The sequence below is a fragment of the Micromonospora sp. LOL_013 genome, assembly GCF_048060315.1.
Taxonomy (GTDB): Bacteria; Actinomycetota; Actinomycetes; order Mycobacteriales; family Micromonosporaceae; genus Micromonospora_E.
On the sequence record NZ_JBHMIQ010000023.1, the window covers coordinates 49,419 to 68,100 of the forward strand.

Annotated in this window: 16 protein-coding genes and 2 pseudogenes; 10 read left to right on the top strand and 8 right to left on the bottom strand. The window is 70.9% G+C overall.

Features of this window, described 5'->3' with window-relative positions; translation table 11 throughout:
• Window positions 1-65: 65 nt before the first annotated feature.
• Complete coding sequence (locus ACFHWS_RS16865) at window positions 66-1,082, bottom strand: SDR family oxidoreductase (RefSeq protein ID WP_416568517.1); 1,017 nt, start codon at window positions 1,080-1,082, stop codon at window positions 66-68.
• Between the two features lie 637 nt (window positions 1,083-1,719).
• Here ACFHWS_RS16865 and ACFHWS_RS16870 point away from each other — a divergent pair.
• On the top strand, window positions 1,720-3,480 hold the full coding sequence (locus ACFHWS_RS16870) for a S8 family serine peptidase (protein ID WP_416552152.1): 1,761 nt from the start codon (window positions 1,720-1,722) through the stop codon (window positions 3,478-3,480).
• 15 nt (window positions 3,481-3,495) lie between these two features.
• On the opposite strand, the pseudogene ACFHWS_RS16875 reads toward ACFHWS_RS16870, so the two are convergent.
• Window positions 3,496-3,891: pseudogene (locus ACFHWS_RS16875) on the bottom strand (TerC family protein); the annotation flags it as partial.
• A gap of 125 nt (window positions 3,892-4,016) precedes the next feature.
• Here ACFHWS_RS16875 and ACFHWS_RS16880 point away from each other — a divergent pair.
• Window positions 4,017-4,730, top strand: coding sequence for an aspartate/glutamate racemase family protein (locus tag ACFHWS_RS16880; protein WP_416552151.1), 714 nt, complete (start codon window positions 4,017-4,019; stop codon window positions 4,728-4,730).
• A gap of 74 nt (window positions 4,731-4,804) precedes the next feature.
• Here ACFHWS_RS16880 and htpG read toward each other — a convergent pair whose 3' ends face one another.
• From htpG to ACFHWS_RS16905, 5 genes are read right to left on the bottom strand one after another with little or no spacing between them, the layout of a single operon-like run.
• Entirely contained in the window at window positions 4,805-6,658 is a 1,854-nt protein-coding gene (htpG, locus tag ACFHWS_RS16885) for a molecular chaperone HtpG (RefSeq protein ID WP_416568537.1), read from the bottom strand.
• A gap of 34 nt (window positions 6,659-6,692) precedes the next feature.
• Window positions 6,693-7,892: an ABC transporter ATP-binding protein gene (locus tag ACFHWS_RS16890; protein WP_416552150.1), complete on the bottom strand. Its 1,200-nt coding sequence runs from the start codon at window positions 7,890-7,892 to the stop codon at window positions 6,693-6,695.
• A complete protein-coding gene (locus ACFHWS_RS16895) occupies window positions 7,889-8,719 on the bottom strand; it encodes an ABC transporter permease (RefSeq protein ID WP_416552149.1) in 831 nt (276 codons plus the stop codon). The genes ACFHWS_RS16890 and ACFHWS_RS16895 overlap by 4 nt, the downstream gene beginning before the upstream one ends.
• The gene (modA, locus tag ACFHWS_RS16900; RefSeq protein ID WP_416568518.1) at window positions 8,716-9,522 is read right to left on the bottom strand and encodes a molybdate ABC transporter substrate-binding protein; all 807 of its coding nucleotides are present in this window, start codon (window positions 9,520-9,522) and stop codon (window positions 8,716-8,718) included. Before modA ends, ACFHWS_RS16895 begins: the two co-directional genes overlap by 4 nt.
• Window positions 9,522-9,914 carry a TOBE domain-containing protein gene (locus tag ACFHWS_RS16905; protein ID WP_416568519.1) on the bottom strand — a complete coding sequence of 131 codons (393 nt, stop codon included), beginning with the start codon at window positions 9,912-9,914 and terminating at the stop codon, window positions 9,522-9,524. Before ACFHWS_RS16905 ends, modA begins: the two co-directional genes overlap by 1 nt.
• 151 nt (window positions 9,915-10,065) lie before the next feature.
• Here ACFHWS_RS16905 and ACFHWS_RS16910 point away from each other — a divergent pair, with 151 nt between their 5' ends.
• Both ACFHWS_RS16910 and ACFHWS_RS16915 read left to right on the top strand, forming a co-directional pair.
• Entirely contained in the window at window positions 10,066-11,985 is a 1,920-nt protein-coding gene (locus ACFHWS_RS16910; RefSeq protein WP_416568520.1) for an ABC transporter ATP-binding protein, read from the top strand.
• Window positions 11,986-12,093: 108 nt separating this feature from the next.
• On the top strand, window positions 12,094-12,246 hold the full coding sequence (locus tag ACFHWS_RS16915) for a hypothetical protein (RefSeq protein WP_416552145.1): 153 nt from the start codon (window positions 12,094-12,096) through the stop codon (window positions 12,244-12,246).
• 4 nt (window positions 12,247-12,250) lie between these two features.
• Here the strand turns inward: ACFHWS_RS16915 and ACFHWS_RS16920 are convergent, their stop codons facing one another.
• On the bottom strand, window positions 12,251-13,057 hold the full coding sequence (locus ACFHWS_RS16920) for an AfsR/SARP family transcriptional regulator (protein ID WP_416552144.1): 807 nt from the start codon (window positions 13,055-13,057) through the stop codon (window positions 12,251-12,253).
• 337 nt (window positions 13,058-13,394) lie between these two features.
• Between ACFHWS_RS16920 and ACFHWS_RS16925 the strand changes: the two genes are divergently transcribed.
• From ACFHWS_RS16925 to ACFHWS_RS16950, 6 genes and pseudogenes are all read left to right on the top strand, one after another.
• A complete protein-coding gene (locus ACFHWS_RS16925; protein WP_282233836.1) occupies window positions 13,395-13,730 on the top strand; it encodes a TcmI family type II polyketide cyclase in 336 nt (111 codons plus the stop codon).
• The gene (locus ACFHWS_RS16930) at window positions 13,727-15,520 is read left to right on the top strand and encodes an acetyl-CoA carboxylase carboxyltransferase subunit alpha (RefSeq protein WP_416568521.1); all 1,794 of its coding nucleotides are present in this window, start codon (window positions 13,727-13,729) and stop codon (window positions 15,518-15,520) included. The genes ACFHWS_RS16925 and ACFHWS_RS16930 overlap by 4 nt, the downstream gene beginning before the upstream one ends.
• Window positions 15,517-16,017: an acetyl-CoA carboxylase biotin carboxyl carrier protein gene (gene accB / locus ACFHWS_RS16935; RefSeq protein WP_416552142.1), complete on the top strand. Its 501-nt coding sequence runs from the start codon at window positions 15,517-15,519 to the stop codon at window positions 16,015-16,017. The genes ACFHWS_RS16930 and accB overlap by 4 nt, the downstream gene beginning before the upstream one ends.
• 13 nt (window positions 16,018-16,030) lie before the next feature.
• Entirely contained in the window at window positions 16,031-17,401 is a 1,371-nt protein-coding gene (locus tag ACFHWS_RS16940; protein WP_416568538.1) for an acetyl-CoA carboxylase biotin carboxylase subunit, read from the top strand.
• A gap of 24 nt (window positions 17,402-17,425) precedes the next feature.
• A complete protein-coding gene (locus tag ACFHWS_RS16945) occupies window positions 17,426-18,220 on the top strand; it encodes an SRPBCC family protein (RefSeq protein WP_416568522.1) in 795 nt (264 codons plus the stop codon).
• Window positions 18,217-18,588, top strand: a pseudogene (locus ACFHWS_RS16950) (cupin domain-containing protein); the annotation flags it as partial. The gene ACFHWS_RS16945 and the pseudogene ACFHWS_RS16950, both read left to right, overlap by 4 nt.
• Window positions 18,589-18,682 lie beyond the last annotated feature (94 nt).

Genomic DNA, 18,682 nt, shown 5'->3' on the forward strand with positions numbered 1-18,682 from the left:
GGCCGGCGCTACTCCACGAGAGCCATCCTGTGGAGTAGTAGTCCTCGGTCGCAGGCAGGGGCTCCTCAGCGTCGGATCAAGCTGTTCGCCATGTCGATGACGGCTTCCTCAGCCGGCCGGGGCTGCCAGCCCAACATCCGACGAGCCTTCTCGCTCGATGCCTCGCGTACCGCACCGAGCTCAGGCAACACGAAGGCGATCCGCGGGCTGAACCTGGCGGCGAGACGCACCGCCCAGTCCGGCAGTACCCGCGTCGAGACCCGGTCAGCCCGTTCACCGAGCCGGGTACGCAGCAACACCGCGATGTCCCGCATCGACATGGTGCCGGCGCTGGCCAGGAACCGCTCCCCGGCCGCCGCCGGATCGGTCATCGCCCGTACGTGCAGGTCCGCGACGTCCCGTACGTCGACCACACCGATGTGGATCCGGGCCAGGACGGGCTGGCGGCCGGTCAGCATCCGGTCGATCTGATCTGACCACAGGGACCGGTCCGGCCCGAGGGCCGGACCGAAGATTCCGACCGGGTTCACCACCGCCAGCTCCATGCCTTGGCCGTCCTTACGCACGAAGTCCCAGGCGGCGCGTTCGGCGAGCAGCTTCGACTTCGCGTACGCGGAGACCTGCCCCTGTTCCGGATCGGTCCAGTCCTGTTCGGTGAACAGCCACTTGGCTGCCGGGTGGCCGTACTTCACCGTCACGATCGACGACGTCAGCACCGTACGTTTGACCCCGGCCGTACGTGCCGCGCCCAGCACCCGCAGCACCCCGTCGCGTGCCGGCCCGATGAGTTCGTTCTCGTCGCGGGGCTCGGCCAGCGGCACCGGAGAGGCGACGTGGAGTACGTAGTCGCATCCGGCCACCGCCTCGGCCCAGCCGTCGTCGGTAGTGAGGTCGGCCACGGCGTAGCTGAGCGCGTCACCCGGTTCCGTTCCCCCCACCTGCAGCATCGTGCGTAGGTCGGCGGCACGACCCGCCGAACGCACCGTGGTACGGACCCGGTACCCCTGCAGCAGCAGCCGTACGACACAGTGCGCCCCGACGAAGCCGGAGCCTCCTGTCACCAGCACCTGCTCGCCACTCATTGCCGACTCCCGACACCACTCGCGCTGTGAACGGGCATGGCGCCCCGCCCCGGACTGCGCCGAAGGTACCGGTGACACCTATGTCTGCGACCGGGCTGGGCCGATGTTCTCGGGCTTGCGACAGCACCGGTGGTCGCGGGATCGACGGATCACCTATCCTGCTGAGCTGCTGGTGCCCGCAGCCGGCGGCCCACCCCGCTCTCGCCGACAACCCCGGCGGCGCCGTGGCCCGGCAGTCCCGAGAGGACGCACGACTGGTAAAGATCGACCCGTGCACCGTTTGGCAACGTGAGAGCAATCACGTAGGCAGTCGCTTTTTTCGGTCCTGTGAACACTCCCTGGCCACCCCGTCTTCTTAACATAGTTCATTCAGGTTTCAAGAATACTGGGCATTGGCGGACGCCTACTCCCGTGTTCTGATTGCAGCAGACGGGGCTCGAGCGCTCTGTCCGGCAACAGCATCCGGTGATCCCGGCAGCTGACGAGCCGGGCGGTCCGTCCAATCACCGGTAGTCCATGCGTCACCGCGCCCAGGAGGCCAGTTACTCTTATGTCCAGATCGCATCGATACCGTCGCGTGGCAATCGCGACAGCCGCGACGTCCGCACTTCTGGTAGTTTTCGGTGCCACTCCAGCGATGGCACAGCCGACGACTTCTCTTGCTCCCCTGCTACCGGCCGAGAATGGCACGTCGAATGGCGGCTACATTGTCGTTCTCAAGGACCAGCCGCTAACCGGCGGCGCGGCGAACGACCCGGTGGTGGTCGCCGAGCGAGCCGGTGGCCGGGAGGTCCACCCGTACGCGACGGTGCTGCACGGCTTCTCCGCGAAGCTTGACGCCGACGCCCTTGAGGCGGTGCGCGCCAACCCGAACGTCGAGTACGTCCAGGCCGACGCGGTGATTCAGGCCGTCGAGCCAACTGTGACCGGTGGTGGCGCGACCACCCAGCCCAACCCCCCGTCATGGGGTCTGGACCGCGTTGACCAGCGGAATCTTCCGCTCGATCAGGAGTTCAGCTACGACACCGACGGCACCGGGACCACCGTGTTCGTCCTGGACAGCGGGATCCGCACCACGCACGACGATTTCGGCACCCGGGCGCAGTGGGCCTACGACGCCGTCAACGACGGCAACAGCCCGGGCGACTGCCACGGCCACGGCACGCACGTCTCCGGCACCATCGGCGGCACGACGTACGGCGTCGCCAAGGACGTGCAGATCCGCGACGTGCGGGTGCTGAACTGCAGCAACGGCGGCACCAACGCGGACCTGATCGAGGGCATGGACTGGGTGGCGACGAACGCACCGCCGCGCTCGGTGGCGAATCTCAGCCTGCAGAACTACGGCGTCGTGGTGAACACGGCCGCCCAGAACATGATCGACGCCGGGGTGCTGGCGGTGTTCGCGGCGGGCAACAACAACAGCGATGCCTGCAACAACAACCCGCGGTCGCCGGACGGCATCGTGGTGGGCGCGACCACCATCACCGACAGCCGGTGGTCCAGCTCCAACCATGGCTCCTGCATCGACGTCTTCGCTCCGGGCAACAGCATCACCTCGGCCGGCAACAGCAGCGACAGCGCCGTCGCCTCCGGCTGGTCGGGCACCTCGATGGCCGCTCCGCACGTGACCGGCTGGGTGGCCCGCTACCTGGAGTCCAACCCGAGCGCGACGATGGCCCAGGCCAAGGCGGCGCTGCTGAGCGCCGCGACCAGCAACGTGCTGACCGGCATCGGCACGGGGTCGCCGAACCTGCTGCTGTACGCGGACCCGGGCGGCACGTCGACCGACACTGTCGCGCCCACGACCCCGGGCACCCCGGTGGCGTCGGGCGTGACCTCGACCTCGGCCACGCTCACCTGGACCGCGTCGACCGACAACGTCGGGGTGGTCGGCTACGAGATCGAGCGGGCCACCGGCGGTGGCCCGTTCGCGCCGGCCGGCACCTCGACGACGAACTCGTTCGCGGCGACCGGGCTGACCCCGGGGACCAGCTACCAGTTCCGGGTACGGGCTGAGGACGCCGCCGGCAACCTGTCGCAGTTCTCGTCGGCGGTAGCCGTCAACACACCGGCAGGGGCGGGCACCTGCCAGGTCTCCTACGCGATCAACAGCAGTGGCTCCACGTTCACCAGCAACATCGCCATCACGAACACCGGCACCAGCACGATCAACGGCTGGACCCTGGCCTTCACCCTGCCCAGTGGGCACTCGTTCGGCAGCGGATGGTCCGCCACCTACGGTACGAGCGGCCAGGACGTCACAGCGACCTCGTTGACGTGGAACTCGACGCTGCTGCCGCAGGGCACGGCGAGCATCGGGTTCAACGGCAACGGTTCCGGGACCGCGGAGCCGACCGCGTTCACCCTGAATGGAACGCCCTGCACCGTCGTCTGACGACGGGCCGGACCATCACCTGACAACTGAACGGTCGGGTTGATCAGCTGGTTCAGCGGGTCGGGCACCGGAGACACCGGTGTCCGGCCCGCTGGTGCTGCGTAGGATCCAGATGATCGACACCGCGATGGTGACGACGATGACCCCGAGAGCGAGCGGGATGGGCAGTTTGCCGACCTGGGTCTCGGAGCGGATGAGCTTGACGCCGGCGAACGCGAGCAGCACGGCCAGGCCGTAGTGCAGGTGGACGAAGCGGCGCAGCAGGTCGGCCAGGCGGAAGTAGAGACTCCGGAGTCCGAGAATGGCGAAGTCGTTCGCCGTCCAGACGATGAACGTGCTGGTGCTGATGGCCAGGATCGCCGCGATCGAGTCGATGGCGAAGATCAGGTCGGTGGCCTCGACCACGATGATGCCGCCGGCACATACCACCGTCCGGAGCAACTTCCTGACCCTGATCGGCCTGACCAGCGGACCCCGCCGAATGGCTACCTGGATATCGGTTCGGCGGCGGGCAGCCCGGTGGCACGATGGGCGGCATGGTGACGATCGGCATGCTCGGCGGCATGAGCTGGGAAAGCAGCGCACACTACTACCGGCTCGCCAATGAGCTGGTCCGCGACCGGCTGGGTGGCCACCACTCGGCACGGTGCGTGCTCTACTCGGTCGACTTCGCCGACGTCGAACGACGGCAGGCGGCCGGCCAATGGGACGAGGCCGCCGACCTGCTCGCCGACGCGGCCCGGCGGGTCGAGGCGGCCGGCGCCGACCTGCTGCTGCTGTGCACCAACACCATGCACAAGGTCGCCGACCTGGTCGCCGCCGCAGTCGACATCCCGTTGCTACACATCGCTGACGTCACCGCTGACGCGGTTCGCAGCCACGGGTTGCACACGGTCGGTCTGCTCGGCACCGCGTTCACCATGGAGCAGGACTTCCTACGGGACCGGTTGGCCGGACACGGGCTGACCGTCCTGGTGCCTGACGCCGCAGACCGCGAGATGGTCCACTCGGTCATCTACGACGAGCTGTGTCTCGGGGTGGTCAGCGAGTCGTCCCGGGCCAGGTATCTGAAGGTCATCGAGCGGCTGATCGCCGCCGGCGCGCAGGGCGTGGTGCTCGGCTGCACCGAGATCGAGCTGCTGGTCCGTCAGGAGGACACCCCGCTGCTACTCTTCCCGACCAGCCGGCTGCACGTCGCCGCCGCCGTCGAGCAGGCGATCGCCGCCGAGGCGGCGGCGATCACCGTCTGAGCCGTCGCAGGTCCGTTCGGCGGGGCGTCCCCCGGCGGGCATCGACCCGCCGGGGGACCCCGACGTCCAGCGGTTCAGACGGTACGGGCCAGTCGGTCGGCGAGCAGCTTGGCGAACCGGGCCGGGTCGTCGAGTTCACCGCCCTCGGCGAGCAGCGCGGTGCCGTACAGCAGCTCGGCGGTCTCGGCCAGCGCCGGATCGTCGGAGCGGGCTCCATACGCCTCCCGCAGCCCGGTGACCAGTGGGTGGGTCGGGTTCAGCTCCAGGATTCGCTTGATCTTCGGCCCGTCCTGGCCCATCGCCCGGTACATCCGTTCCAGCGCCGGGGTCATGTCCGCGGCGTCACCGACCAGGCAGGCCGGCGAGGTGGTCAGCCGGGTGGACAGCCGTACTTCCTTGACCTGCTCGTCGAGCGTCTTGCCGAGCCAGGACAGCAGCGCGGCGTACGTCTCCTTCTGCTGTTCCCGATCCGGGTCGGACTTGGCGGTGTCGTCGTCTCCAGCCAGGTCGACCTGGCCCTTGGCGATCGACCGCAGCTTCTTGCCATCGTAGTCGGCGACCGACTCGACCCACATCTCGTCGACCGGGTCGGTGAGCAGCAGGACCTCGTACCCCTTGGCCTTGAACGCCTCCATGTGCGGGGAGTTCTCGATCATTGTGCGGGACTCGCCGGTCATGTAGTAGATGTCCTCCTGACCGTCCTTCATCCGCTCGATGTACCCGGCCAGAGTGGTCAGCTGCTCCGGATCGTGAGTCGAGGCGAACGACGAGATGTCCAGGATCGCCCGCTGGTTCTCGTAGTCGTTGAGCAGGCCTTCCTTCACCGCCCGGCCGAGCTGGGTCCAGAACGTGCGGTACCGGTCGGCGTCGTTGTCCATCAACTCCTTCAGCGAGGAGAGCACCTTCTTCACCAGCCGGCGCCGGATCAATTGGATCTGCCGGTCCTGCTGCAGGATCTCCCGGCTGATGTTCAACGAAAGGTCCTGCGCGTCGACGACACCCTTGATGAACCGCAGGTACTCCGGGATCAGCGCCTCGCAGTCGTCCATGATGAACACGCGCTTGACGTACAGCTGCACGCCGCGCCGGGCGTCCCGCATGAACAGGTCGAACGGCGCCTGCGCCGGCACGAACAGCAACGCCTCGTACTCGAAGGTGCCTTCGGCCTTCATGTGGATGATGTCGAGCGGATCGTTCCAGTCGTGACTGACGTGCTTGTAGAACTCCTTGTACTCGTCGTCGGTGACCTCGGAACGGGGCCGCGCCCACAGCGCCTTCATCGAGTTGAGGGTGACCACCTCGCTGGTGGTCTCACCGTCGGATTCACCGGGACGCTCGGTGGTGGAGCGGATCGGCCAGGCGATGAAGTCCGAGTACCGCTTGACGATCTCCCGGATCTTCCACTCTTCGGTGTAGTCATGCAGTTGGTCGTCCTTGTCCTCGGGCTTGAGGTGCAGGGTGACCGTGGTGCCCTGGGGCGCCTCGTCGAGCGTCTCGATGGTGTAGGTGCCCTCGCCGGACGACTCCCAGCGGGTCGCCTCGGTCTCCCCGGCCCGCCGGGTGGTCAGGACGACCCGGTCGGCGACCATGAAGGTGGCGTAGAAGCCGACGCCGAACTGCCCGATCAGCTCCTGGGCGGCGGCTTCCTTGGATTCCTTTATCTTGCGCAGCAGCTCGGCGGTGCCGGACTTGGCGATGGTGCCGATCAGGCTGACCACCTCGTCCCGCGACATGCCGATGCCGTTGTCCCGCACGGTGAGGGTGCGCTGTTCGCGGTCGGCCTCGACCTCGATGTGCAGGTCCGACGTGTCGACGTCGAGATCCTTGTCGACCAGCGCCTGCAAGCGCAGTTTGTCCAACGCGTCGGAGGCGTTCGAGATCAACTCGCGTAGGAAGATGTCCTTGTTCGAGTAGATCGAATGAACCATCAGCTGCAAGAGCTGGCGCGCCTCGGCCTGGAACTCACGCGTCTCGATCCCGGTGCTCACCTGGATTCCCTCCTGGAGACGAATTGCTGTCGGAAGCCTGGCTTCCACCGAGAATCGTACGGTCCGGGTCCGCCGGATATCCGGCCACCTCGGTCGCTTTGAGGGTCGCCCACACCCGCTCGCCGCGACGCAGGTCGAGGTGCGCGGCCGCCGCCGCGGTGATGTCCGCTCCGACTGGTAACGGCCCGGCCAGCTCGACCCGCAGCCGGTCGCCGTTGCGGGCGACACTGCTGACGGTGGCCGGCCACGAGTTGCGCGGGCTGCCGTCCGGACGCCGCCGGTAGAGCGCCACCGCCGACGGCGGGAACGCCACGAACACGTCGCCGCGCTGCGGCTCGGCGGCGACCAGCCGGAAGCCGCCGGGCAGCGTGACGCTGGTCCCGTCCCCGCTGCCCCGGTAGAGGTTGAGTCCGACCAGCCGGGCCACGTAGTCGCTACGCGGGCGGGCGGTCACGGTGGCCGCGTCCCCCGACTGCACCAGCCGGCCGTCCTCGACGATCACCAGCCGGTCGGCGAGCATCATCGCGTCCAACGGGTCGTGGCTGACCAGCACGGCGACGCCGGTGTGCGCGGCGAGGTGCTGCCGCAGGTGGGCGCGGGTCTCCGCCCGGGTCCGGGCGTCGAGCGCGGCGAGCGGCTCGTCGAGCAGCAGCAGTTGCGGGCGTACGGCGAGCGCCCGGGCCAACGCGACCCGCTGCGCCTGCCCGCCGGACAGCTCACGGGGCCGGCGTCGGGCATGTCCGGTCAGCCCGACCCGGTCCAGCCAACCAGCCGCCGCGTCCCGCGCGACGCGACGCGGCACGCCGTGGCTACGCGGCCCGAACGCCACGTTGTCCAGCGCGGTCAGGTGCGGGAACAGCAGATAGTCCTGGAAGACCACGCCGATCGGCCGATGCTCCGGTGCCACCAGCACCCCCTTGTCCGGCTGGTCCAGCGTCCGGTCACCGAGGCGCAGGTAACCGGCGTGCAGCGGCTGCAGCCCGGCGAGGGCCCGCAACGCGGTGGTCTTGCCGGCTCCGTTGGGCCCGAGCAACGCGACCACCTCCCCGGCGGCGACGGTCAGCCGCAGGTCGAGGGTGAACCCGGCGCGGCGGACCACCAGATGCGCGTCGAGCGCCGCCGCCGGCCCTGGGTCGGGGACGGGATCGGGGACGGCCCGTCGCTGCGTGGTCACCGCAGGCCACCGACCCAGCGGTCCCGCAGCCCGGCGAGAATCACCACGGAGACGGTCAGCAGCAGCAGGCTCAGCACGATCGCGGCGTCGAAATCCTGCTCCAGGGCAAGGTAGACGGCGAGCGGCATGGTCTGCGTACGGCCGGGGAAGTTGCCGGCGAAGGTGATGGTGGCGCCGAACTCGCCGAGCGCCCGCGCCCAGCACAGCACCGAACCGGCGGCGATCCCGGGGGCGACGATCGGCAGGGTGACCCGGCGAAACGTGGTCCACCTGCTGGCCCCGAGGGTGGTGGCGGCCTCCTCGTATCGGGGGTCGGCACCACGCAGCGCGCCCTCAACCGCGATGATCAGGAACGGCATGGCGACGAACGCTTCGGCGAGCACGACGGCGGCGGTGGTGAACGGCAGGGTCACCCCGAATGCGCTGTCCAGCCAGCCGCCGACCAGGCCACGCCGGCCGTAGACGAGCAGCAACGCGACGCCGCCGACCACCGGCGGCAGCACCAGAGGCACGGTGACCAGGGCGCGGATCAGGCCCCGGCCGGGAAACCGGGTGCGGGCCAGCAGCCAGGCCAGCGGTACGCCGAGCAGCAGGCACAGCACGGTGGCGGCAGTGGCGGTCAGCAGCGACAGCCGCAGCGCGTCGAATACGCCGGGCGCGGTGAGCCGGGCCGGCAGCTGCGCCCACGGGGTACGCAGCAGCAGGCCGGCCAGCGGTAGCGTCAGGAAGGCCAGTCCGGCCAGGGCGGGCAGGGCGAGGAAGACCGGCAGCCGCCGGTCGGTACGGCGACGTCGCCGGCTGACGGCGGGCGGCGCGGGCGTGGTCACGGACCATGGAAGCCGGCGTCGGTCAGGACGGCCTGGCCGGCGGCGGCGCGGACGTACCCGACGAATGCCTCCCCGGCCTGCGGGTTGGTGGCAGCCGCCAGGGTGACGATCGGGTAGTCGTTGATCGCCCGGGCGGCCTCGACGAACTCGACGGCGTCGACCTCGTCGGCGGCGGCGGCCGCGTCGGTGCGGTAGACGACGGCGGCGTCCACCTCGCCGAGGCGGACCTTGGACAGGGCGGCGCGGACGTCCCGTTCGAAGGTGACCGGGACGAGGTCGCTGCCGGCGGCGTCGAGCGCGGTACGGGCGGCCGCCCCGCATGGCACCTGCTCGGCGCAGAGGGCGACCTTGACGCCGGACCTGGTGAGGTCGGCCAGCCCGGTGACGCCGGCCGGGTTGCCGTCCGGCACCGCGATGACCAGCTGGTTGCGGGCGAAGACAGCCGGTTCGCCAGCTGCCTCACCGGCGGAGACGACCGTTGCCATGGTGGCCGGGCTGGCGGCGGCGAACACGTCGGCGGGTGCCCCGGCGGTGATCTGCTGGGCGAGCTGGGAGCTGCCGGCGAAGCTGAAGGTGACGGACACATCGGGGTTGGCCGCCTCGAAGTCGGCCCCGATCCGGGTGAACGCGTCGGTGAGCGAGGCGGCGGCCAGCACGGTGAGTGTGCCGGTGACGCCGGGTACGGCGTCGCCCCGGGCACCGTCGGAATCCGATCCGGTGCCGGTGCCGGTGCCGGTGGCGCAGCTGGCGGCCAGCAACGCGGTGGCGGCCACCAGGGCGAGGGAGTTCGCGCGGCGGCGCATCAGTTGCCCCGTTCGACGACGACGTTGGTGGACTTGACGACGGCGGTGGCGGTGGTGCCGACGGTCAGGCCGAGTTCGTCGGCGGCTTCGCTGCTCATCAGCGAGACGATCCGGAACGGGCCGGCCTGGATGTCGACCTGGGCCATCACGGTGTCCCGGGTGACCGCGGTGACGATGCCGCGCATCCGGTTACGGGCCGACGACCGACCGACGCCCTCATCGGGGTCGTCGGCGAGGGCGCGGGCGAACGCCGCCAGATCGACGCCGGCGATCATCCGGTGACCGTTGCTGTCCCGGGCAGCGGCGAGTTTGCCGGCGTCCACCCAGCGCCGCACGGTGTCGACGCTCACGCCGAGCAGTTCGGCGGCGTCGCCGATCCGGTAGGTCGTCACAAGCCAGACGTTATCCTCTCGCACCTGCGATACAAAAGGTCATTTCCGCTCGCAGGTGCAAGCCACGGTCGGTACCTGAACGCAGGTCGGGCAGCGCCCCGCCACCAACCACCGGGGTCCAGCTGGCACGGCCCGTGGTCCACTTGATGGTGTGACCGTCGCGCAGACCGCCGAATCTCCCATCGCCGACCGCCGGTTGCCCCGGCTCCGCCTGCTCTGGTCGTTCGCCCGGCCGCACCGCCGCGCGCTGGGCCTCGGCCTGTTCCTCGCCCTGGTCGGCTCCGCCGCCGGCCTCACCACGCCGATGGTCACCAAATGGGTGCTGGACACCCTGACCGGGGCGGCGTCGCTGCGCGGCCCGGTGCTCGCGCTGCTCGGGCTGCTCGTCGTCGGTGTGGTGATCTGGCTGTGGCAGTGGATCCTGCTCGGCACCGTCGGCGAACGGGTGATCCTCGACGCCCGCCAGTCGATGGTGCGCCGGCTGTTCCGGGCCACCGTGCCGGCCGTCACCGCCCGGCCCACCGGCGAGTTCGTCACCCGGGTCACCTCGGACACGGTGCTGCTGCGCGAAGCCGCCTCGTCGAGCGTGATCGGCCTGATCAACGGCTCGGTACGGCTCGTCGGCACGCTGGTGCTGATGGCTGTGCTCGACCTGGTACTGCTCGGCGCCACCGTCGCCTCGGTCGCCGGGATGACCGTCCTGTTCAGCCTGTTGCTGCCGGGCATCGCCAAGGCGCGCGAACGCGCCCAGGAGCACGTCGGCAGGTTGGGCTCGGCGTTGGAGGGCACCCTGCGGGCGATCCGCACGGTCAAGGTGAGCCGGGCCGAGCAGCGCCAGTCGGAGCGGATCGTCGACGAGGCCCGCGAGTCGGCCCGGCAGAGCATCGCGGCCATCCGCCGCGAGGCCCTGGCCTGGACCGCCGCCTGGGCCGGCATCCAGTTGGCCATCATCACGATCCTCGGTCTCGGTGCCTGGCGGGTCGGCACCGGCGCGCTGCCGGTCTCCAGCCTGATCGCGTTCCTGCTGTACGCGTTCGGACTGATGGAGCCGGTCACCACGCTGAGCCGGCACCTCACCGCGCTGCAGTCCGGGATCGCGGCCGCCGGTCGGATCCGGCAGGTCGAGGCGATGCCGGCCGAGGGCGACCCGACCGCCACACCGGCGCCGGGGACAAGCCCGGAGCCGGCGGCCGGCCGGGCTGGTCGGGCAACCGCCGACACCGACCGACCGGTGCTGGAACTGCGGCAGGTCACCGCCGGCTACGGGCCCGACCTACCGGCCGCGGTACACGACATCGACCTCGCCGTGCCACGCCGTGGGCACCTGGCCATCGTCGGCCCGTCCGGCGCCGGCAAGACCACCCTCTTCTCGCTGATCCTGCGGTTCCTCGTACCGCAGCGGGGCGAGCTGCTGCTCGACGGTCGACCGTACCCGTCGCTGAGGCACGAGCAGGTCCGGAGCCGGCTGGCGTACGTCGAGCAGGACACCCCGGTGATCCCCGGCACCATCCGGGAGAACCTGCTGTTCACCCACCCGGACGCCACCGACGGGGAGATTCGCCGCGCGCTGCACGCGGTCCGGCTGACTGAGAAGATCGACTCGCTCGGCGACGGGCTGGACACCCTGCTCACTCCGTCGTCGATGTCCGGCGGACAGCGGCAGCGGATCGCACTGGCCCGGGCGATCCTGCGGCGGCCGGACGTCCTGCTGCTCGACGAGGCGACAGCCCAGGTCGATGGACTCACCGAGGCGGCCATCCACGACTGCATCCGGGAGCAGGCCGGCAACGGCGCGGTGGTCACCATCGCGCACCGGCTCTCCACCGTCATCGACGCCGACACCATCGTGGTGGTGGACAGCGGGCGGATCCGCGCGTACGGCGACCACCAGACGCTGTTGGCCACCGACGAGCTGTACCGCGATCTCGTGGAGGCGCTGCGGATCGCCCAGTCCGGCGGAGCGGCGGACGGTGACCGCGCCGGCGGGCCAGCGGACGGTGACCGCGCCGGCGGGCCAGCGGACGGTGACCGCGCCGGCACCGGGGAGCTGGTGCCGAGCGACGTGGGCTGACCCGACGCCGAAACCGACCGACGACGCCGTAGGGGGGCACGGCGTACTGCTCCCGTTTGGTCCGCGCGGCCGGGGGTACCTCGTCGGCCGGAAGCGGGGGTTGCCACGATGGCGGATCGGCAGGTACGCGCGGTCAACGCGCTGCTCGACCGGCAGGGCCGCACGTTCAGCGCCGAGGCGGGTATCGCCCTGGTGGGTGAACGCGACCTGCCCCGGTTCGCCGCTGCCCTGGTCCGGGTCTCGCTCGGCGGTGACGCCTGACGGGTCAGCGGGCCGGGCGAGGGCTGACCGGGCCGGACGCCGACTCACCCGGCCGACGCCGGTCGAGTGTGCGCCGGGCCGGCGCGTCACGGATCGGGGTGAGGATGTCGCCGATCAGCGCGGCCATCGCCGGGGACGGTTCCAGCTGCAGCTCCCGCAGGGCCAGATCGCGGTACGCGTAGAAGGCGTGCAGCGCCTCGTAGGCGTTGCCCTCGGCGAGATGGATCTGCACGATCAGCCGGTGCGGGGTTTCCCGCAACGGTTCGGCACCGACCGCTTCCAGTGCGGCCTGCAGCGCCTCGTCGTGCCGACCGGCGTTCAGATGGGAGCGGGCGATGTGCTCGAGCAGGTGCAGCCGCAACTGCCGCAGCCGTTCCCGTTCCAGCAGCACCCAGTCGTCGTACCAGCCGGGCAGCAGGTCGTGCCGGGCGGCGGTGAGCACCGCGTCGGCCAGCCGCGGGTCCCCACCGTCGCGCACCCGCGCGGCGGTCCGGACCAGGTCGTCGACGTCGACCTGGACCTGCTGGTCGAGCCGGACGGTGTCGCCGGCGGTCCGCAGCGGGCAGTTCGGCTCCTGACGCAGCCGCCACAGCGCGGTACGCAGCGAGGACAGTGCGCGGTCCTCGGCGGCTTCCGGCCAGAGCAGACCGGCCAGGTGGGCACGGGTGGCGCCGGGTCGCAGCCCGATCACCGCGACGATCCGCTGCAGTCCACGGGGGATCGACACGGTCTCGTGCTGGTGGATCAAACGGAAGCCGCCGAGGAGCAGTAGTCGGAATGATGCCCCCGCGTTGCCTGCCTCTGACGTCACGGCCGAACCCCCTGCACACGTCAGTCACCGGTCGCCGCCCTTGGATCACGTCATCGCGTCACGAAGATTATCAATCACAATTACTCTCAGTCAACATACAGTCGGCTACCCGATTCACTCGACCCACCGATTCAATCCCGTCTGACCTGGGGTTTTGTCGAATCTCAACGACCGCCGATGATTCCGGTGCACATCGAGAACGATCACGCACTGTACTCATAGTCCGTCACGTCGACGTCACCGACGGGCGATGACCCGGGCGGTAGGGACAACGCGTCGGTGACGCCGACGGCGGCAAGGTTGGCCAGGACCGGGCCCGACGCCGCTGGGAGGAACCATGGATCGCTCGCTGATCATCGCCAAGGTCGTCCCCGACGCGGAGCAGCAGGTCGCGGAGATCTTCGCTGAATCGGACCTGACCGACCTGCCCCACCTGGCCGGGGTACGGCACCGGTCGCTCTACCGGCTGCACGACCTGTACGTGCATCTGATCGAGACCGACGAGACCGGACCGGACGCGGTGGCCGCCGCCCGGCGACACCCGGAGTTCGACGAGGTCAGCCGCCGACTCGCCAGCTACATCAGCCCGTACCTGGCGAGCTGGCGGTCACCTCGGGACGCGATGGCGCACCGGTTCTACCACTGGGACGCACCGACCGGGCGGCCCCGATGACCACCGTGGCGGCCCCGGGCCGCAACCGCTGGCTGCGCTGCCGCGCCTGTCACGCACTGGTCTACCGGCGACGGATGCGCCGCAACCTGGAGGTCTGCCCCGAGTGTGGACACCATCAGCGGTTGACCGCGGCGGATCGGATCGGACAGCTGGTCGACCCGGACAGCTTCACCAGGCTCGCCGACCGCGCCGCCGAGGTGGACCCGTTGAGGTTCGTCGACTCGATGCCGTACCGGCGACGGCTGGCCCAGGCGCGGGCGGCGACCGGCCTGGCGGAGGCGGTGTTGTGCGGCGCCGCCCGGATCGGCGGGCATCGGGCCGTCCTGGCGGTGATGGACTTCCGGTTCCTCGGTGGCAGCCTCGGCTGCGCCACCGGCGAGTTGATCACCCGCGCCGCCGAGGAGGCGCTCGCCGCCCGGGATCCGCTGGTGCTGGTCACCGCCTCCGGCGGGGCGCGGATGCAGGAGGGCGTCCTGGCGCTGATGCAGATGGCGACGGTCAGCTGCGCGATCGCCGAACTGCGCGCCGCCGGACTGCTCACCGTCAGCGTCGTCACCGATCCGACGTACGGCGGCGTCGCAGCCTCGTTCGCCACCAACACCGACCTGGTGATCGCCGAACGCGGCGCCCGGATGGGGTTCGCCGGCCCCCGGGTGATCCGGGAGACGATCCGCCAGGCGTTGCCCCCCGGTTTCCAGACCGCGGAGTTCCTGCTCCGGCACGGCCAGGTCGACATGGTCGTCGAACGCCACGACCTACGCCCCCGGCTGCGCGCCCTGCTCGCGCTGGCCGCGGGTGGCCGGGCCGGAGCAGGTCCGCTGGCCGCGTCCGCCGGGCGGGCCGCCCGGCCCGACGACGGGCCGGTGCCGGTGGCCGGATCGACGACGGCGGGAACGGGGCCGATTCCGCGCCCCAGGCCGACGCATCGGACCGACGCGACGCCGACCGCCTGGCAGTCGGTGCGTACCGCCCGGGACCTGGCCCGGCCGACCACTCTGGACTACCTGCGAACGGCGTTCGACGGCTTCGTCGAGTTGCACGGCGACCGGCTCGGCGCGGACTGCCCGGCGATCGTCGCCGGGCTGGCCCGGCTCGGCGACCAGCCGGTCGCCGTCATCGGGCAGCAGAAAGGCCACGACTCCCGGGAGATGCTGGCCCGCAACTTCGGCATGGCCAGCCCGGCCGGCTACCGCAAGGCGTTGCGGGTGATGGGGCTCGCCGCCCGGCTCGGACTGCCGGTGGTCACCCTGATCGACACCCCGGGCGCACATCCGGGGGTCGACGCCGAGGAACAAGGCCAGGCCGCCGCGATCGCCACCTGCCTGCGCACCCTGGCCCGACTGCCCACCCCGGTGGTCGCCGTCGTCACCGGTGAGGGCGGCAGCGGCGGAGCGCTCGCGCTGGCCGTCGCCGACCGGGTGCTGATGCTGCAGAACGCCGTCTACTCGGTGATCAGTCCCGAGGGTTGCGCCGCCATCCTGTTCCACGACCGGGCCGCCGCGCCCCGGGCCGCCGCCGCGCTCCAGCTCACCGCGCCCGACCTGGCACGCCTCGGCGTCGCCGACGGCATCGTCGGCGAACCACCGGGCGGCGCGCAGCGCGATCCGGCCAGCGCCGCCGACCGGGTACGGGCGGCGCTGACCGCCGCGCTGTCCGACCTGCTCGCCGTACCCATCACCGACCTGCTGTGTCGACGATCCCGACGGTTCCGCCGGTACGGGGCGGGCACCGTCGACGCCGACGTACCGCAGCCCGACAGCGACCCGACGATCCAGGTGAGTCCGCGATGACCAGTGCCGCCGCCAACGGAACCCCGGCCGGGTCGGAGCCGGGCGGTCAGCTACGTCGACTCGCCGAGCAGACCCGGGCGCTGGTCGGTGAACTCACCGGTCCACTGCGCCGGGTCCAGGTCCGGCACGGCGACACGGTGATCGACATCGAGTGGCACGACCGGACGACGCCGGTCCCGGCCCCACCGTCGTCCCCGGCCGACACGCCGGCGGCCGGACTGACCGCACCGCCAGCGGACCAGGCCACGCCAGCGTCCGGGCACCGGATCGGGTCACCGATCGTCGGCACGTTCTACCGGGCCGCAGAGCCCGGCGGAGCGCCATTCGTCGATGTAGGCGACTCGATCGAGCCGGGTCAGGTGATCGGGATCGTCGAGGCGATGAAGCTGATGAACGAGATCACCACCGACCGGCCAGGGGTCGTCGTGGAGATCCTGGCCGGCGACGGCGAACCGGTCGAATTCGACCAGCCGCTGATCGCCGTGGCACCGGGCTGAGGAGGCGGTGACCGTGTTCGAGAAGATTCTGATCGCCAACCGGGGAGAGATCGCGCTGCGGGTCGCCCGGGCCTGCCGGGAGCTCGGCGTACGGACCGTAGCGGTGCACTCCACCGCGGACCGCGACTCGGCGGTGGTCCGGTTCGCCGACGAGGCGGTGCAGATCGGCCCGCCGCCGAGCCGGGCCAGCTACCTCAACGCGGCGGCGATCGTCGAAGCGGCCCGGCGCACCGGTGCCCAGGCCGTCCACCCCGGATACGGCTTCCTCTCCGAGGACGTCGACTTCGCCGACATCTGCGCGGAGAACGGACTGGTCTTCATCGGCCCACCGCCGCAGGTCATGCTGGCCCTCGGGGACAAGGCCAAGGCCCGGGACGTGCTTGGGACGGCCGGCCTGCCGCTGCCGCCGGGTAGCCGGGAGCCGGTGCCCAGCAGTGCCCACGCCGCCACGGTCGCCGCCGAGATCGGCTATCCGGTGATCATCAAGGCGGCGGCTGGCGGCGGTGGGCGGGGAATGACGGTGGTCACCGACGAGGCGGATCTGACGCCGGCGTACCACCGGACCCGGCAGACCGCCCGGGCGGTCTTCGGCGACGACCGGGTCTACCTGGAACGGTTCCTCACCCAGGCCCGGCACGTCGAGGTGCAGGTGCTCTGCGACGGCCACGGCAACGGGGTGCACCTGGGCACCCGGGACTGCTCGGTGCAGCGCCGGCATCAAAAGCTCATTGAGGAGGGTCCGGCACCTACGCTGCCGGCGGCGATGCTCGACGAGATGGCCGCGGTGGCGCTGCGCGGCGCGCTCGCGGTCGGCTACGTCGGCACCGGCACCTTCGAGTTCCTGGTCGACGAGAACGACCAGTTCCACTTCATCGAGATCAACTGCCGGATCCAGGTGGAACACCCGGTCACCGAGATGATCAGCGGGGTGGACCTGGTGCAGGAACAGATCCACATCGCCTGCGGTACGCCGCTGCGGCTGCGCCAGCCGGACATCCGGCCCCGGGGCGTCGCGGTCGAATGCCGGGTCAACGCCGAGGACCCGCAGCGCGGGTTCACCCCGACACCTGGCCGGCTGGACCGCTTCGAGATCCCCGGCGGCCCGTTCACCCGGGTCGACACCCACGGCCACACCGGGTACGTCGTCGGACCGCACTACGACCCGCTGCTGGCCAAGGTCGTCGTCTGGGCACCGGACCGGGAACTGGCGCTCAACCGGATGGAGCGCGCGCTGAGCGAGTTCGACGTACGCGGCCCCGGCGTCCACACCACCGTCCCGTTCCTGCGCCGCGTGCTGGACGACGCCATGTTCCGCAAGGGACGGCTCTCGACCGGCCTGGTCGGCCGGCTGCTCGACGAGCCGTCGCAGACCCGTACGGCCTGACCACACACACCCGAGGAGGAGCGGATGAGCATCACCGATGATCAGCAGAAGGTCACCGCCGCGGACATCACCGCGATCCTGGTACGCAACTGCGGGCTCGACCCGGCCGGCGCCGCCGACGCGCCGACGGCGTCCCTGGCCGAACTCGGCCTGGACTCGCTGGCGTTGCTGGAACTTCAGGCCGTGGTGGCCGACCGGTACCAGGTGCGGATCCCGCCGGAGAGCGCGGACCTGACCATCGTCGAGATCGCCGAACTGGTCGCCGACGAAATCACCGGCGAAGCCAACTCGGCTACCGACGCCGATGCGGCCGCCGGGGTCGGCGCGACCACCACCGGGCCGCCCCCCGGACACACCGAGAACAGCGTGGTGATCGCCGCCCCGTTGGACCTCGTCTGGGCGGTCACCAACGACGTCGACCGGTGGCCCGACCTGTTCACCGAGTACGCGTCGGTGCAGATCGTGCACCGGCAAGGGGACACCGTGCGGTTCCGGTTGACCATGCACCCGGACGAGAACGGAACGGTCTGGAGCTGGGTCAGCGAACGCACCGCCGACCGGAGCCGCCGCCGGGTGCTTGCCCACCGGGTGGAGACCGGACCGTTCGAGTACATGCGGATCCGCTGGGACTACGCCGAGGTCCCCGGCGGCACCCGGATGACCTGGGTGCAGGACTTCGCCATGCGACCGACCGCGCCGCTCGACAACGCCGGCATGACCGAACGGATCAACACCAACAGCCGGATCCAGCTGGACATCATCCGCGACCGGATCGAAACCCTCGCCCGCACCGCAGACCCCGCCGGAGGCACCCGATGAACGATCCACGGCTCGTCGCCGCCCGCGACCTCGCCGCCGACCGGCGACGCGGCGGCGAACTGCGCGTCCTGCTCGGTCCACGGACGGTCGGCAGCACCTCCGGCTTCCTCGGCCTGGCGGTGCTGCGCCCCGGCGAACGCATCGCCGAGCACTACCACCCGTACAGCGAGGAGTTCCTCTACGTCGCGCGCGGTGAGATTGTCGTCGACCTGGACGACCTGCCGGTGGCGGTGCACCGCGCCGAAGGGCTGTTCGTGCCGATGAACACCCGGCACCGGCTGCGCAACGTCAGCAGAGGGCCGGCCGAAGTGGTCTTCCACCTCAGCCCGCTGGCGCCGCGTCCCGAACTCGGCCACGTCGACACCGAGGGACCGGCGGTGCTCGGCCCCGGTCCGGACACCGCCGGGGCGGGTCGGGACTCCGCCAGGTCCGGCCCCCGGCCGATGCCGCGCACCCGGACCA

Bases quoted from the DNA above. Each gene is read 5' to 3' on its own strand.
- ACFHWS_RS16865 (WP_416568517.1), bottom strand. From the start codon at position 1,082: ATGAGTGGCGAGCAGGTGCTGGTGACAGGAGGCTCCGGCTTCGTCGGG.
- ACFHWS_RS16870 (WP_416552152.1), top strand. From the start codon at position 1,720: ATGGCACAGCCGACGACTTCTCTTGCTCCCCTGCTACCGGCCGAGAAT.
- ACFHWS_RS16880 (WP_416552151.1), top strand. From the start codon at position 4,017: ATGGTGACGATCGGCATGCTCGGCGGCATGAGCTGGGAAAGCAGCGCA.
- htpG (WP_416568537.1), bottom strand. From the start codon at position 6,658: ATGGTTCATTCGATCTACTCGAACAAGGACATCTTCCTACGCGAGTTG.
- modA (WP_416568518.1), bottom strand. From the start codon at position 9,522: ATGCGCCGCCGCGCGAACTCCCTCGCCCTGGTGGCCGCCACCGCGTTG.
- ACFHWS_RS16915 (WP_416552145.1), top strand. From the start codon at position 12,094: ATGGCGGATCGGCAGGTACGCGCGGTCAACGCGCTGCTCGACCGGCAG.
- ACFHWS_RS16925 (WP_282233836.1), top strand. From the start codon at position 13,395: ATGGATCGCTCGCTGATCATCGCCAAGGTCGTCCCCGACGCGGAGCAG.
- ACFHWS_RS16930 (WP_416568521.1), top strand. From the start codon at position 13,727: ATGACCACCGTGGCGGCCCCGGGCCGCAACCGCTGGCTGCGCTGCCGC.
- accB (WP_416552142.1), top strand. From the start codon at position 15,517: ATGACCAGTGCCGCCGCCAACGGAACCCCGGCCGGGTCGGAGCCGGGC.
- ACFHWS_RS16945 (WP_416568522.1), top strand. From the start codon at position 17,426: ATGAGCATCACCGATGATCAGCAGAAGGTCACCGCCGCGGACATCACC.